Raw genomic sequence first — 14576 nt, 5'->3', positions numbered from 1 at the left:
GGAAGCAATGTGTCTCGGCTGAAAGTGTCGCCGTGACGACATAACCTGTTGCCATGACAGCGGCCGTACCCGGCGTGCGCGGCACGCCTTCCGAGACATCCGAGTTCCTGGCACTGGACGAGACCTACTCCGCGCACAACTACCACCCGCTCCCCGTGGTGCTCGCGAAGGCGTCAGGAGCGTGGGTGACCGATGTGGAGGGAAACGACTACCTCGACTTCCTCGCCGGGTACTCAGCGTTGAACTTCGGGCACCGGCACCCGGAGCTGACCGCTGCCGCGATGGAGCAACTCGAACGGGTGACGTTGACCAGCAGGGCGTTCCACCACGACCAGTTCGGCCCGTTCTGCCGGGAACTGGCGGAGCTGACCGGCACTGAGATGGTGCTGCCCATGAATTCGGGGGCCGAAGCCGTGGAGTCGGCGGTCAAGGTCGCCCGCAAGTGGGCCTACCGGGTCAAGGGCGTCGCCGAGGACCGTGCGGAGATCGTCGTAGCCGGCTCCAACTTCCACGGGCGCACCACCACGATCGTCTCGTTCTCCACCGACCCCGAGGCCCGTGCCGACTACGGCCCCTACACACCGGGTTTCGTCGTCACCGAGTACGGCGACGCGACCGAGGTGGAATCGGCGATCACCCCGAACACGGCGGCGGTCCTCGTGGAACCGATCCAGGGCGAAGCCGGGGTGATCGTCCCGCCCCCGGGCTACCTGCGCGAACTGCGGAGGCTGTGCGACGACAACAACGTGCTGCTGATCGCCGACGAGATCCAGTCGGGACTGGCTCGCACCGGCGAGCTGCTGGCCAGTTCGCACGAGGGCGTGCGAGCGGACCTCTACACCCTGGGCAAGGCCCTCGGCGGCGGTATCCTGCCCGTCTCCGCGGTGGTGGGCAGCCGGGCGGTGCTCGGGGTTCTGCGTCCCGGCGAGCACGGTTCGACGTTCGGGGGCAACCCGCTGGCCTGCGCGGTGGGCCGGGCCGTGGTGAACCTGCTGTCCACCGGACACTTCCAGCAGCGGGCGCGTGAACTGGGTGCCCGACTGCACCAGCGTCTGGAGGGGCTGGTCGGACACGGGGTGTCCGAGGTCCGGGGGCGTGGCCTGTGGGCGGGCGTGGACATCGCCGCGGGCGGCCCCGATGGGCGCGACGCGGCCGCGGAACTGATGCGGCACGGCGTGCTGTGCAAGCAGACCCAGGACCGCACGCTCCGGATCGCCCCGCCGCTGGTCATCACCCCCGAGGAGCTGGACTCCGGTCTGGACGCCGTCGAACGGGTGCTGACCGCGAGCCGGTGAGCACCCAGGCCCGATCGGCTCAGGAGGTCTCCAGTTCCCGCGACAACGCGGTGAGCCTGCTCAGCGCGCGGAGGTACTTCTTGCGGTAACCGCCCGCCAACATCTCCTCGCCGAACAGCGCGGACAACGGCTCGCCGGAGACGCGCACCGGCACCGCGCGGTCGTAGAGGCGGTCCGCCAGCGCCACGATCCGCAGCGCCACCCCCTGGTTCGGCACGCTGTGCAGCCCGCCGAGGTGGACCGCGGTGACGTCGTCGACCATCCGCCCGTACTTCGACGGGTGGACCCGCTGCAGGTGGGCGCACAGCTGTTCGAAGTCGTCGAACGTGGCACCCGGTGTCAGGCGTGCCCGTTCGGCGAGTTCGGTCTCGTCGAGCGGCTCCGGCGGCTCGGGCAGATCGCGGTGGCGGTAGTCGGGTCCGTCGATGCGCACGACGCGGAACCGCTCCGCCATCGCGTGGATCTCCCGTAGGAAGTCGACCGCGGCGAACCTGCCCTCCCCCAGCTTGTCCGGCAGCGTGTTCGAGGTCGCGGCCACCTTCACCCCGGCTTCGGTGAGCTTGCTCAGCAACTGGGTGACCAGCATCGTGTCGCCGGGATCGTCCAGCTCGAACTCGTCGATCGCCAGCAACCGGTGGTCGGAGAGCCTGCGCACCGCCTCGTTGAATCCGAGCACACCCACGAGGTTGGTCAGCTCCACGAACGTCGCGTACGCCTTCGGTCCCTCCACCTCGTGCCAGAGCGAGGCGAGCAGGTGCGTCTTGCCGACGCCGAACCCCCCGTCCAGGTAGAGTCCGGGCAGGCTCCGAGCGCCGCCGCTCCTGCTGCCCCGGCCGAACAGCGCCCGCAGCCAGGAACCTCCCCCCGAGGCGGAGCGCCGGGTCTCGGCGGCGAACTCGCGGCAGGCGACGACGGCGTCGGCCTGGCTCGGTTCCCCGGGGTTCGGCAGGTAGTTGTCGAAGCTGACCTCGTCGAAACGCGGCGGGGGCGTCAGCGCGGCGACCAGCTCGTCGGAACCGAGCTCGGGATGGCGGTCCACCAGGCGCGGCATGCTCATGTGGGCACTGTAACCGGAGGCTCCCGCTCGTCCGCCGCCGTGCTGAGATGGGGGCATGCATCAGCTGTGGCCCCTTCCCGGACCGAAACAGGTGGACAGCGGGTCGGAAACGGCCGACGACCTGGAGCGCTTCTACGAGTACCCCTCCGCCCTGACCCGCCCCTGGCTGAGGGTGAACTTCGTCTCCAGCCTGGACGGCTCGGCCGCGGTGGACGGCGGTTCGCGCGGCTTGTCCAGCCCGGCGGACCGCCGTGTGCTCTCCCTGGTCAGGGACCTCTCCGATGTCGTACTGGTGGGGGCGGGCACCGCCGCTGCCGAGGACTACCGGGGGCTGCGACGCACCGAGAACCGCACCAGGCGACGAGCGGAGCGCGGACTGGGCGAGGTTCCCCCCGTGGCGGTGGTCACCGGGAGCGGTTCCGTCGACCCCGACTCGCCGCTGGTGACGGACACGATCGTCCCCACGATCGTGCTCACCAGCGAGACGGCGCCCTCCGACCGCCTCGCGGCGTTGAGAGCGGCGGGCGCGGAGGTCGTCACCGCCGGACGAACCGAGGTCGATCTCCCGACAGCACTGCGCGAACTGGCGCGGCGCGGGTTGTATCGCATCGGCTGCGAGGGAGGTCCCGGCTTGTTCGGCTCGCTGATCGCCGCCGACCTCGTCGACGAGCTCTGCCTGACGGTGTCTCCGCTGCTGACCGGCGGGAACAGCAGTAGGATCGCCACAGGCCCGGTGACGAGGACGCCGCGCGGCATGCGGCTGCTCTCGGCGCTGTACGCCGACGAATCGATGCTCCTGCTGCGCTACGGGAGATTGACCGAGTGACCGACGGGGTCGATTCCGCCCAACAGGCCGACGAGCGCGTCGGGGACGACAGCGCCCTGCTCATGGCGGCCAAGAGCGGCGACACCTCGGCCTTCGACCTCCTGGTTCGCACGCACACCGACAGGCTCTACCGCGTGGCGCTGCGGATCGTGGGCGACCCCGCGGAGGCCGAGGACGCGGTCCAGGACGCCTGGGTGTCCGCCTGGCGCTCGCTGTCGACGTTCCGCGGTGACTCCGCCGCGGCCACGTGGCTGTACCGGGTGGTAACCAACGCCGCGCTGAGCCAGATCCGCAAACGACGTCCCACGGTGCCGATGGACCTGACCGACGAACATCTGGCACCGGCGGGAAACACGGGCAATCCCGAGGGCACGGCGTTACGGGAGGAAGAGACCAGAAGAGTGCACGCGGCGATATCCCGCCTCGAACCCTCCCAGCGGCTGCCACTGGTGCTGCGTGAACTCGAGGGGATGAGCTACGAGGAGATCGCCGAAGTGCTGGAGGTGAACATCACCGCGCTGCGGGCGCGGCTGCACCGAGCCCGTCTGGCACTGTTGGCCGAGCTGAAGGAGGTGCCTTGAACGAAGAGACCTTCGCTTCGGAGCGGCTCCTGCCCTGTGGTCACCGTGTCGGCGAGCTGATCGGTTATCACCTGGACGGTTTCTCCTCCGAGTTCGCGGAGCACCTGCGGGGGTGTCCGCACTGCCGGGCCGAGCTGGACGAGATAGCCCGCCGGTGGCAGCCGGTGCGCCGACTGGCGCGGACGCGCGTGGTTCCCTCGGACGATCTGGTCGAGCGGACGCTGACCACCCTGCGGGGGTTGCGCGACAGACACGGTGGTGACCCGCTGGAGCTGTCGCAGGAACACGGCACCCTCCGGATCCAGTCGCCCGCGACGTTGACCCTGACCCGCAGGCTGAGTACCGAGGTGCTGGCGGACTTCCCCGGCATGGCGGTGCGTTCCTGCCTGGTGACCGACGACGCGGTTCGCGTCGACCTGGTGGCCACCTACCCGGCCGCCGCGCACGAACTGCTTCCCGAGATCCACCGGCGCCTGACGGCGGCCTTGCACGACTTCCTGGGGGCGGGCACCCCCGAACTCTCCGTGCGGCTGGTCGACGTCGCGGCACCACGCGACGGCACCGAGCAGTGAGCCGAACAGGGCACTCCCCGATCGGGTGATACCGCGCACTGAGCCGTAAGGGTGGGGGACGAATTAGCATCTGATCGGGTAGGAGCCCACACCGGGAGCACGTCACGCCGCGGACGACGACCGGTACTTTCCCGAAAGGAGTCGGCATGACGCAGTCAGGCAGCACCTCCGCCCGTTCCACCAAATCAGGGTCGTCCCAGTCGGAGCAGTCGGAGACCCCGGACGTCACCGGCATTCCCGAGTCCCGTTCGGGAGGAACCCCCGCCCGCCTCGCCGACGACACCTCGCAGGGCAAGACCAGCATCTCCTCGTCGGTGGTGCAGAAGATCGCCGGGATCGCCGCGCGGGAGATCTCCGGGGTCTACTCGATGGGAGGAGGCGTGTCCCGGGCGTTCGGCGCCCTGCGCGAACGGATTCCGGGCGGCAGCGGGAGTTCGAACATCTCGGGTGTGCAGGTGGAGGTCGGGGAACGACAGGCCGCGATCGACCTGGACATCGTCGTGGAGTACGGTGCCGCCATCGTGGACCTCGCCCGCGCGGTGCGCCGCAACGTGATCCACAGCGTGGAACGCATGTGCGGACTGGAGGTGACCGAGGTCAACATCTCGGTCAACGACATCCACCTCCCCTCCGAGGACGAGGAGGAGGCGCAGCAGAACGGTGCGGGGTCCCGCGTGCAGTGACAGCACGGGAACGGCCGCCGACGAGCGACCGCTCCGGGAACGCTCCGCTCCCCAGCCACGGCACGAGAGCACGAGGATGAGCACGGACCAGGGCACCGAACGGGCACACGAACACCTCGCCGAGCGGATAGCGGCGGCGGTCCTCGAACATCCCTGCGTGGCTCGACTCGACGGCGGGGAGCACGGCACCGTCGCCACGTACCTGCCGGGACGTCGGGTGACCGGCGTTCGCACCGGGGCGGACACCGAGGGTCCCACCGAGGTGTGCGTCGTGCTGCTGCCGCGGCGCCCGCTGCCCGACCTGGTGGCCGAGATCCGCGAGAGGGTCCGTGAAGTGACCGGCGAAGCGAGGACCGACGTGACGGTCGCGGACGTGGTGGAGCCGGAGTCGAGCCAGCGGGCGGGTGAGCGGACGTGACCGCCCCGCGCCGACACCCCGGGGACACCCGGAACGCCCGTACCCGGCTGCGGGAGTTCGTGCGCACGAACCACCCCGACGTCGGTGGCGATCCGGAGGTGTTCGCGGCCGGGCTGGCGGAACTGCAAGCGGCACGGGACGGTGTGCCTCCCTCCCCCGAAACACCGACCCCCCTACCGGCCGATCACGGGGACGGCCCCGTCGTGCTCGTGCACCGGCACGGGCTGCGCGGACTGCTGGCCCGGATGCGGGACTGGCGGGAGCGCCGCAGGCGCGGCCCGCGAGTCGTGTGACCCGCGCGGGGTCGGCCGAGTACCGGGCGAACGCACTGGCTCGCTGATGAACAGGAAGGTTGTGCCATGAACGCGACGCAGACCGGCTTGATAGCCGGGCTGATTCTCGGCGTAGCGGTTACCACGGGAGGTTTCACCGCCTTCCTGGTCACGTTGGCGGTCGGTCTGATCGGTTTCGCGGTGGGCCGGTTCGTGGACGGCGACATGGAGTTCGGTGATCTGTTCGGACGGGGCAAGGTCTGTTGAGCGGGACAGCCGGCACCACCGAGACCTCCACCACCACACCCCCGGCGCGGGGGAGCGTGGCCGAACCGGCGGAACGCGGCGGACTGCGGATCGACCGGAGCGTGCTGCGCAGGATCGCCGAACACGCGGCGGACGCCGAACCGGACTGCGTCCGGGTACGCCGCCGCGTGGCGGGCCTCGGCATGGGCGAGCACGGCGCCACGGCACGAGTGGCCGGTCCGGACAAACAGCTGCGGATACGTCTCGACCTGGCGCTTCGCTACCCGGCGCCGATCTCCGTCGCGGTGGGATCCATTCGCGAACGGGTGCGCACCGATCTCGAACGCATGGCGGACTGCCGCGTGTCCTCGGTCGACGTGACTGTCACGGCACTGGTCCCGCACCCCCGCGCACCACGAGTGGAGTGAGGGGCGGTTGAGCGCCACCCGTCGCGGCCGGAGCGGCCGAGGCTCCGCGGCGACCCGGTTCGCACCGCTCTCGGAGGAGCCGCCCCGGAGGGATCGGACCGGCCCGGACGCTCAACCGGTCACCGCCACCGATGACCTGACCGACTCACGCCGGAAGGATCCCTGAACGATGCGCGCGTTCGTCCGAGTTCTCACCACGCTGTTGGGACTGCTGGTCCTGGCGGCGGGGCTGCTGCTGGTGGTCGAGGCGGTCAGGGCGGCCGCCTTCCCCGGAGCGGATCCACTGCCGGTGGACCGGGCCACGCTGCGAGAAGCGCTGGTCGGGGTCTCCTGGCGGGACACCGCGGTGCGGACGGGGGCGGCCGTGACGGCCGTGATCGGTCTGTTGCTGATCCTGGTGGCGGCCCGAGCGGGCAGGGGCTACGTCAGGCTGCACGACCCCGCGCCGGAAGTGGTCGTGGTGACCCGCCCCCGGGCGTTGGCCCGGATGGTGGGCCACCTGGTCCGGGAACAGGACGGCGTGGCGCGGGCCTCGGTGGTGGCGCGCCGCAAGGCGGTGCGGGTCAACGCCGTCAGCGAGTTCACCGAGGTCGGCGACCTCGAACCACGGCTGCGGGAGACGGCGCGAGCCGCGACGGAGGAGCTGCCGCTGGTCACGACGCCCAGGGTTTCGGTCGCGGTCAAACCCGCCAGAAAACGATGAGCACGGCCCTGTCGAGGAGCGATCATGGCGGTCGAACAGTCGAGCACACCACGACGCACCGCGCGCGGCCCGAACCGGCTGGGGCGCTCGCTGACCTTCGAACGGTCGGTCGTTCACGCGGTGGGTGGGCTGGCCGTACTGGTGGGTGCGCTGGCACTGCTGGTGGGCTCGGGCGTGCTCGGGACCTACCGGGCCCGGCGCCCCGTGCTGGACCCGCTGCTGGAGCAGTGGATTCGGGACAATCCTCGGTTGAGCCTCATCGTGGTGGCCGCGCTCGGGGTGCTGCTGGTGCTGCTGGGCCTGTGGTGGACGATCCACGCCCTTCGCCCGGAGACACGCCCCAACGTCCACATCGGTGGCGGTGACGCCGGAAGCACCTCGCTCGCCGCCGGGGCGTTCACCGACGCGGTGCGCACGGACGCGCGCGAGGTCACGGGCGTCACACGAGCACGGGTGCGCACCACCGGAACACCCGAGAACCCCGGACTGCGGTTGGTGCTCTCGCTGCAGCAGGGCACCGACGTACGACAGGTCTGGGAGGAACTCGACGACAGGGTGCTCTCCCGCGCACGGGAGGCGCTGCGCGTCGAGACGCTCCCGACAGTGGTCCGCTTGGAGCTGGACAGCTCACCGGCCCAGCGCGTGCGTTGACGCCCGTCGCACCGCTCACGCTCCCTTGGCGCTCCTGGTGGAGCCGATCGACGCGAGCACCACGCAGCCCACCGCCAACCACTGCACGGCGCCGAGCGCCTCCCCCAACACGAGGAGTCCGGCCAGGGCCGCCACGGCCGGCTCCAGGCTCATCAGCACACCGAACACCCGGCGCGGTATGCGCCGCAGGGCCTCCAGCTCCAGCGAGTAGGGCAGCACGGAGGACATCAGCGCCACGACGAGCCCCACGGCCAGCACGTGGGGGTTCAACAGGGCGGTGTTCGACTCGACCACGCCGAACGGCAGCACCAGCACCGCCCCCACGGCCATCCCCACGGCGAGCCCACCGCCTCCCGTGGTGCGATCCCCGAGTTTGGCCCCCATGAGGATGTAGCCCGCCCAGAACACCGCGGCCAGCAGCGCGAGGCCCACCCCCACCGGATCGAGCCCTCCCTCCACGCGGGAAAGCAGCAGCACCCCGGCCGCCGCGAGCAGTGCCCAGACCACGTCGAGCTTGCGCCTCGATCCGAACACCGCGACGGCCAACGGCCCGAGGAACTCGATCGTCACCGCGACACCGAGCGGTACTCGCTCGAAGGAGTGATAGATGCTGGTGTTCATCCCGGCGAGCATGGCGCCGTAACCGGCCACCACCAGGAAGGTCCTGAGCTCCATCCGCAACGAGGGACGCCACACCAGCAACAGCACCAGCGCGGCGAAGGTGAGCCTGATGGCGCTCACCCCGAACGCACCGGCCATGGCGAACAGCTGTTTGGCGAAGGCCGCACCGACCTGCAGACTGATCATGCCGGTGACCACGAGCATCGGTGGCGGCACCGCCCCGAAGGCCCTCGCGGTGAGCGCGCCGAACCGCCCGGCGTTGTGACCGGTGCCCGATGCCTCGTCCAACTGTGCCACGGTCGCGTTCCACTCCTGTCCGATTCGATGTTTCCGGACCCGCCGCCACCGGCTCGACGCGTGCGAGTGCCCGCCGCGCCCCGGCTGTCCGGGATATCGGGGCCGGTGGTGCCGACGGATGTCGAGGGGTTCGGTGACCGGTGTCGTCACCCCGGCACGTGTGAGGGACCGGCCGGACGGCAGACTACTGCAACGCCGCACCGCCGGTACCACCGATGTGCGCGCCGCGACCGTTCACCCGCTGCTAACGCCGAACGTGCGATGATCCTCGGAGTGCACAGCGGGCGGAGGGCGCCCGTCCGAACCGGCACACCGCGCCAAGAAGGAGTTCCCGTGCCGCGCGTCATCGGCAGAGTCGGTGCCATCCTGCTGCTTCTGGTGCTCACGGCGTGCTCCGCCGGGCCTTCCGACCGCCCGGCCGTCGCCTACCGCGGGGAGGAGCAGCCCGGCACCGGAAGTCCCGGTACTTCCGAGCCGCGAACCGTGCCCCCGCTGGGACCGTCGAGTCGGGACGCGCTGGACTGGTCGGACTGCACCGAGGCGACCAGGCGAGAGCTGCCTCCGGGAGGCCCCTCCGGGGACGTGCGGTTCTCGTGTACCCACCTGCTGACCAGTCTCGACCCACCCGGTGCCGTCCGAGGCGGCACCACGCGGCTCGCACTGCTGGCAGCGGGCTCCGGTGACGTCCCGCTGGTGGTGGTCAACGACGTCAGGGGTGAGCCGGGAACCGTGTTCGCCGCCCGCCTGGCCTCGGAGCTGCCCGAGGAGGTGCTGCGCGAGTTCAGGATCATCGGCATGGACCGCAGAGGCACCGGGGACTCGGATCCGGCGAACTGCGTCCCCGAGCGGGAACGCGAGGACATCCTACGGTTCGACACGCGGGCCAGCGACGACTCGACGCTGGACGAGCTGCTGGAATCGGTGCGCACGGCCAGCCAGAAGTGCCTGCTGGAGCTGGAACGACGAGCCCAGGCGTACGACACGCGCCACACGGCGGACGACCTGGAGGAGCTGCGACTGCGACTCGGGGTTCCCCGACTGCACGCCATCGGACGTGGTGAGGGATCGCGCGTGTTGAGCGTCTACGCCCGGGATCACCCCGACGCCGTGGGCAGGATGGTCCTCGACGGAGCGCCCGATCCGACGTTGCGAACCCAGGCGCAGCTGAAACGACGTGCCGAGAGCGCCGAGCGGACCTTCGACGTGTTCGCCGAGGACTGCGTGAATTCTGGTGGGTGTCCGCTGGGCGACTCCCCCCGGGAGCGGCTGGACGCTCTCATCGAACGGACCCGCGAGCGCTCGCTGCCGACGGGCGGGGCTCCGCTCACTTCGGGAGAGCTGACCAGGGCTGTGCTGCACGGGCTGGGCGACCGGCAGAACTGGCCGCGGCTGGGCGAGGCCATCGCCGCGGCGGAGAACGGGGAGGGCGGCCCGTTGGCCGAATTCGTCCGGAACTCCGAGGCCGGGGCCGATCGCCTGGGGCAGCGGATGGTGACGCGCTGCAACGACACCATGCTGCGGCTCCCGCCGGAGCGGGCGGCCGACACGGCCGAGGAGTGGGTGAACAGCGGACCGCTGTTCGGCGGAGTTTTCGCCCAGCGGCTGATCAGGTGCTCCGCATGGCCCAGACCACAGCAGGCGCTACCCTCACCCGGCAACGTCCAGCTGCCGCGCATACCGGTGATCGCCACCGAGAACGACCCGCTCACCCCCGCGACCGGCAGTGAGAACGCGGCGGCGGCGCTGTCGAACGGAAGCACGGTGAACTGGCTCGGCAGCGGGCACGGCGCCCTGGGACGTTCCGAGTGCGTCACGGGACTGGTCAGCGACTTCCTCGTCTCGGGGGAGCCACCGCCCCGAGACGCGGCCTGTCCGGCGTGATCCACCGCCCCCCCCCCCCGACCCCGCCGGTCGTCGTGACGCCCCCGTCCCGGCGACCGGCACGGCCGCAGCGTGCTCCCCGCGACTCGCACTCACCGCGAAGGCCCGGCTGGGTCGTGGATGCACGACCGGTTCCGAGTCTGCCGGATCGGGAGTCGGTGGGGGCTGCCGGCAACCACCCCCACCCACCGGGGTCGGGTCGACGAAGTCCTGTCAGCAGCTGCTGCAGCACCCGCAGGACGGTCCGCTGCAACTGGCGCAGCAGCTGCAGCCGCCGAACTGTGTCTCCGTCGCGGTCTGTGCCACGGCTTGCTCCATGACGGCCTCCCTGTCGCAGGAATATCGACACATCGATCCTGCCCCGCTTCCCGGGCCACCGATACCGCTGGACGGGCGACAAAACGTCGATGAACACCATGGCCGCCACGTCGTTCCGCTGACGGGCTCCTCGACGGCATCCGTACCGATCAGGTGGGTTCCGCCCGGGACGAAAGGAACGCACGGAGGAGCACGTACGGTTACCGTGGGGATATGGCACGCGCCGAGCACGGCGAACCGGACGAGCCGGCCGGCCGTTTCGCCGACGACCTGATAGGACTCGACCCGCACGACCCGGAGGCGCAGGCGTTCGCCGCGCATCTGGACCGGATGCAGCACTGCGGCTCCCGGGCCACCGTCGAGGGCATGTTGCAGGGAGTCGACGAGTTCGCGCAGAGCGCGAACCGGCTGCGGGGCGAGCGCAGACTGCTCGCGGTGGTCGTGGTCGCCCTGATCCTGCTCGGAGTGGTCTTCACGATATGGAACGCCCTGGTCTTCGTGGTGGCCGCGTTCTCAGCCTGAGATCCGTCCCCGAGATCCCCTCGCCTACGGTGCCGCCGCCGGCACACGGAACTATCGTGGAGGTATGGATCCGGTAGTGGGAGCCACCCCGAAGGTCGTCAAGTCGGAACAGCAGTGGCGCGAACAGCTCAGCCAGGAGGAGTACGCCGTGCTGCGCAACGGAGCCACTGAGGCCCCGTACAGCGGTGATTACGTGGAGGAGAAGACGTCGGGCGTCTACGAGTGCCGCGCCTGCGGCGCCGAACTCTTCCGCAGCGGCACCAAGTTCGAGTCGCACTGCGGCTGGCCCTCCTTCTGGGACCCCAGCGACTCGGAGGCCGTCCTGCTGCGGGAGGACCGGTCCCACGGGATGGTGCGGGTGGAGGTGCTGTGCGCGTCCTGCCACAGCCACCTGGGGCACGTCTTCGAGGGTGAGGGCTACCCCACCCCCACCGACCAGCGCTACTGCATCAACTCCGTCGCACTGCGGCTGGAGCCGGACGAGAACGCTTGACGGAAGCGATCGGGCGGGCGGAACTCCGGCCGGCAGCGACTCACCCGGGAGGTGACGCGTAGCGCCCTCGCCCAGGTGGGGAGGGTTCCGGCCGGGGTTCCCCGACGCCCGGGCGGGGCAGGCCGGTCACCGTCAGCCACCGCGAAGCCGGGACGACGTGCGTGGCGCCGCCGGAACCCCGACCACACCTGACGATTCGCGGTCGCCTCGGGAGCGGGAAAGAGCGGACGGTCGAAACCACGGTGACGGCCACGGTTTCACCGAGGATCCGTCTCCGGGGTTTCGAAGAAACTGGCGACGGTCACACCGGTTCCCGTGTTCGTCCCGAGCGCTCGCTCCCGCTCAGCGAGGAGATCCGGTTCGGGCCGCTGCCGCCGACGCGGTCTTCCGAGGGGCGGGATCACGCGAACAACGACCCACCGGCGACACGGGAGCGGCGGGACGGCCCCCTCAGCCACGTCCGGACGAGCCACCGCACCGGAACACGACCACGAAGCGGCACGAGCACCGGATCGACAAGACGTCCGACGCCGCACAGAACCTCACGGCAACCGCGCGACCAGGTCCTCAGCGCCGACACGCGGGCCGGTGTAGAACGGGGTCTCCTCACGCACGTGCAGCCGGGCCTGGGTCCCGCGCAGGTGCCGCATCAGGTCGACGAGCCGGTGGAGCTCATCGGCCTCGAAGGACAGAATCCACTCGTAGTCGCCCAGCGCGAAGGCGGGAACGGTGTTCGCCCGCACGTCCGGGTAGTCGCGGGCCTCCTTGCCGTGCTCGACGAGCATGTCCCGGCGTTCCTCGTCCGGGAGCAGGTACCACTCGTAGGAACGCACGAACGGGTAGACGCAGACGTAGGCACGCGGCTCCTCCCCCGCGATGAACGCGGGCACGTGGCTCTTGTTGAATTCAGCGGGGCGGTGCACGGCCACGTTGCTCCACACCGGCTCACTGGCCCGGCCGAGCGGCGTGTCGCGCCGGAAGTCCGAGTAGGCAGCCTGCAGGTCCTCGATCCGGGAGGCGTGCCACCAGATCAGGAAGTCGGCGTCGGCGCGCATCCCGGAGACGTCGTAGAGGCCGCGCACCACCAGGTCCGAGGACTCCTCGACCCCTTCCAGGAACCGCCTGGTGGTCACCCCGGCCTTCTCCCGGTCCTCGGGGAGCTCCCCGGGCCGGACGCGGAACACCGACCACATGGTGTAACGGATGGTCTCGTTCAACTCGGCGTAGTTCAGGCGGGCCATGACGCCAGTCTGCCACCGGGCGGCTCGGCCGCCGTCGGGAGGTCGGCGGGAGTGTGCCTCAACTCGCTCCGAGCCGATCGGCGATCGTCGTGGCCGCCGACTCGCCGGTGGCCACGCACGCGGGCACCCCGACACCGTGCAACGCGGCACCCGCGACCGCCAGACCCGGCGTCCGGGACACCGCGTCCTCGATCTCGGCGACGATCTCCCGGTGCCCCACGCCGTACTGCGGCAGTCCACCACCCCACCGGACGACACGGCTCTCCAGCGGCGCGTCGGGGACCCCGGTGAGCTCGGCCAGGTCGGCGCTCACCCTGCGCACCAGCTCCCCGTCGTCCGGGCGCAGGTCCGCCGGGTCCCCCCTGCCGACCGAGGCCCGGACCAGTGCCTGACCGCCGCCGCCACGCAGGTGCGGCCACTTGCGGCTGGAAAAGGTGAACGCCTTCGCGGTGAACGGGGTGCCGTCCGCGTGACGCTCCCCACGCGCCAGCAGGACACCGGAGGCGTCCGGCAGCTCGACGTGGGACGGCAGGGCCAAACCGATCACGGCCATGGAGGCGAGCCGGATGCGACCGAATCCCTCGGCCGCCCGGGGAACCGCTCCGGCGAGCAGTCGGCGGGCGGCTGGGGGTGGAACGGCCAGCACGAGCGCGTCCACGTCGAGGGTGCGGGGGCTGGGGGCCGTACCGATCGACAGGCTCCAGCCACGGCGCAGCGGACGCAGCTGGCGCACCGGCAGTCCCAGTTCGAAACTAGCCCGCGAGCGCTCGCGCAGTTCGGACAGCAGGGTGTCGTAGCCGTCCCGGAACGCCCCGAACACGGGGGGCTTGTCCGCACCCGGCGGGGTGGGCTCGGGCATGGCCGCGTTCACGGCGGCGGTCAACGACTCGGCCCCCGCGTCCAACGCGTCGGCCAGCGCCGGCATCGTGGCACGCAGCCCCAACGCGTCGGCGGAACCGCCGTAGACGCCCCCCAGCAACGGCTCCACGAGGCGTTCGACCACCTCGTGGCCGAACCGCTTCCGCAGCAGGTCGCCGACCGAGGCGTCGCCCCCGGTCAGCAGCGGCGGTTCGAGTTCGGGCTCCCGTTCGACGGCGCGGACCCCGCTGTCCGAGAGGACTCCGCTGACGGCCCGGCCGGAGGCCGGGACCCCCATGAGCATCCCCGCCGGTAGCGCCCGGTTCTCGCCTCCGGCGCGCACCCTCGCCGAGGCGGGTCCGGGGTGGACCAGTTCGCCGTCGAGTTCGAGCTCCTCGGCCAGCCGGAGCACCTCCGGGCGCCGCGCCAGGAACGCCTCGGCTCCGAGGTCGTAACCGCGGTCGGCGAGCCGAACGGTGCGCAGTTTCCCACCCGTGCGCTCGGCCTGGTCGAACACGAGGATCTCGGCGTGCTCCCCCAGCAGCTCGCGCAGCCGGTAGGCGGCGGTCATCCCCGCCACGCCACCGCCGATCACCGCGACCCTGGACATCCC

Annotated in this window: 18 protein-coding genes; 14 read left to right on the top strand and 4 right to left on the bottom strand. The window is 71.0% G+C overall.

Features of this window, described 5'->3' with window-relative positions; genetic code table 11:
• The first annotated feature begins 53 nt into the window (after window positions 1-53).
• Window positions 54-1295, top strand: a complete 1242-nt coding sequence (rocD, locus tag BLQ75_RS09650) for an ornithine--oxo-acid transaminase (protein WP_092600791.1) — start codon at window positions 54-56, stop codon at window positions 1293-1295.
• Between the two features lie 19 nt (window positions 1296-1314).
• Here the strand turns inward: rocD and zapE are convergent, their stop codons facing one another.
• Window positions 1315-2352, bottom strand: coding sequence for a cell division protein ZapE (gene zapE / locus BLQ75_RS09645; protein ID WP_092600790.1), 1038 nt, complete (start codon window positions 2350-2352; stop codon window positions 1315-1317).
• Window positions 2353-2407: 55 nt separating this feature from the next.
• Between zapE and BLQ75_RS09640 the strand changes: the two genes are divergently transcribed.
• From BLQ75_RS09640 to BLQ75_RS09595, 10 genes are all read left to right on the top strand, one after another.
• Complete coding sequence (locus tag BLQ75_RS09640) at window positions 2408-3178, top strand: pyrimidine reductase family protein (RefSeq protein ID WP_092600788.1); 771 nt, start codon at window positions 2408-2410, stop codon at window positions 3176-3178.
• Window positions 3175-3759 (top strand): RNA polymerase sigma factor, encoded by a 585-nt coding sequence (locus BLQ75_RS09635; RefSeq protein ID WP_092600786.1) that lies wholly within the window; start codon window positions 3175-3177, stop codon window positions 3757-3759. Before BLQ75_RS09640 ends, BLQ75_RS09635 begins: the two co-directional genes overlap by 4 nt.
• Window positions 3756-4331, top strand: coding sequence for an anti-sigma factor (locus BLQ75_RS09630; RefSeq protein WP_092600783.1), 576 nt, complete (start codon window positions 3756-3758; stop codon window positions 4329-4331). The genes BLQ75_RS09635 and BLQ75_RS09630 overlap by 4 nt, the downstream gene beginning before the upstream one ends.
• 146 nt (window positions 4332-4477) lie before the next feature.
• Complete coding sequence (locus tag BLQ75_RS09625) at window positions 4478-5014, top strand: Asp23/Gls24 family envelope stress response protein (RefSeq protein ID WP_092600781.1); 537 nt, start codon at window positions 4478-4480, stop codon at window positions 5012-5014.
• Window positions 5015-5090: 76 nt separating this feature from the next.
• Window positions 5091-5432 (top strand): hypothetical protein, encoded by a 342-nt coding sequence (locus BLQ75_RS09620; protein WP_092601053.1) that lies wholly within the window; start codon window positions 5091-5093, stop codon window positions 5430-5432.
• The gene (locus BLQ75_RS09615; protein WP_170837412.1) at window positions 5429-5725 is read left to right on the top strand and encodes a hypothetical protein; all 297 of its coding nucleotides are present in this window, start codon (window positions 5429-5431) and stop codon (window positions 5723-5725) included. Before BLQ75_RS09620 ends, BLQ75_RS09615 begins: the two co-directional genes overlap by 4 nt.
• A gap of 66 nt (window positions 5726-5791) precedes the next feature.
• Window positions 5792-5971: a DUF2273 domain-containing protein gene (locus BLQ75_RS09610; RefSeq protein WP_092600779.1), complete on the top strand. Its 180-nt coding sequence runs from the start codon at window positions 5792-5794 to the stop codon at window positions 5969-5971.
• Window positions 5968-6378 carry an Asp23/Gls24 family envelope stress response protein gene (locus BLQ75_RS09605; protein WP_092600777.1) on the top strand — a complete coding sequence of 137 codons (411 nt, stop codon included), beginning with the start codon at window positions 5968-5970 and terminating at the stop codon, window positions 6376-6378. The genes BLQ75_RS09610 and BLQ75_RS09605 overlap by 4 nt, the downstream gene beginning before the upstream one ends.
• 169 nt (window positions 6379-6547) lie before the next feature.
• A complete protein-coding gene (locus BLQ75_RS09600) occupies window positions 6548-7081 on the top strand; it encodes a DUF6286 domain-containing protein (RefSeq protein ID WP_092600774.1) in 534 nt (177 codons plus the stop codon).
• A 24-nt stretch (window positions 7082-7105) separates the two neighbouring features.
• Window positions 7106-7732: an Asp23/Gls24 family envelope stress response protein gene (locus BLQ75_RS09595; protein ID WP_092600772.1), complete on the top strand. Its 627-nt coding sequence runs from the start codon at window positions 7106-7108 to the stop codon at window positions 7730-7732.
• Between the two features lie 15 nt (window positions 7733-7747).
• Here BLQ75_RS09595 and BLQ75_RS09590 read toward each other — a convergent pair whose 3' ends face one another.
• Entirely contained in the window at window positions 7748-8650 is a 903-nt protein-coding gene (locus tag BLQ75_RS09590) for an EamA family transporter (protein ID WP_092600770.1), read from the bottom strand.
• 333 nt (window positions 8651-8983) lie between these two features.
• Between BLQ75_RS09590 and BLQ75_RS09585 the strand changes: the two genes are divergently transcribed.
• The 3 genes from BLQ75_RS09585 to msrB all read left to right on the top strand — a co-directional run bounded on the left by BLQ75_RS09585 (window position 8984) and on the right by msrB (window position 11864).
• Entirely contained in the window at window positions 8984-10531 is a 1548-nt protein-coding gene (locus BLQ75_RS09585) for an alpha/beta hydrolase (RefSeq protein ID WP_211481268.1), read from the top strand.
• Window positions 10532-11062: 531 nt separating this feature from the next.
• Window positions 11063-11371 (top strand): hypothetical protein, encoded by a 309-nt coding sequence (locus BLQ75_RS09580; protein ID WP_092600766.1) that lies wholly within the window; start codon window positions 11063-11065, stop codon window positions 11369-11371.
• 64 nt (window positions 11372-11435) lie between these two features.
• A complete protein-coding gene (msrB, locus tag BLQ75_RS09575) occupies window positions 11436-11864 on the top strand; it encodes a peptide-methionine (R)-S-oxide reductase MsrB (protein WP_092600764.1) in 429 nt (142 codons plus the stop codon).
• Window positions 11865-12406: 542 nt separating this feature from the next.
• Here the strand turns inward: msrB and hemQ are convergent.
• Entirely contained in the window at window positions 12407-13105 is a 699-nt protein-coding gene (gene hemQ, locus BLQ75_RS09570; RefSeq protein ID WP_043574357.1) for a hydrogen peroxide-dependent heme synthase, read from the bottom strand.
• A gap of 58 nt (window positions 13106-13163) precedes the next feature.
• Entirely contained in the window at window positions 13164-14573 is a 1410-nt protein-coding gene (gene hemG, locus BLQ75_RS09565) for a protoporphyrinogen oxidase (RefSeq protein ID WP_092600762.1), read from the bottom strand.
• Window positions 14574-14576 lie beyond the last annotated feature (3 nt).

The organism is Actinopolyspora xinjiangensis, assembly GCF_900104475.1.
In the GTDB taxonomy this organism is placed as follows: Bacteria; Actinomycetota; Actinomycetes; order Mycobacteriales; family Pseudonocardiaceae; genus Actinopolyspora; species Actinopolyspora xinjiangensis.
The sequence above is the reverse complement of the archived record's forward strand: the minus strand, read 5'-3'. Positions and strand labels throughout refer to the sequence as shown.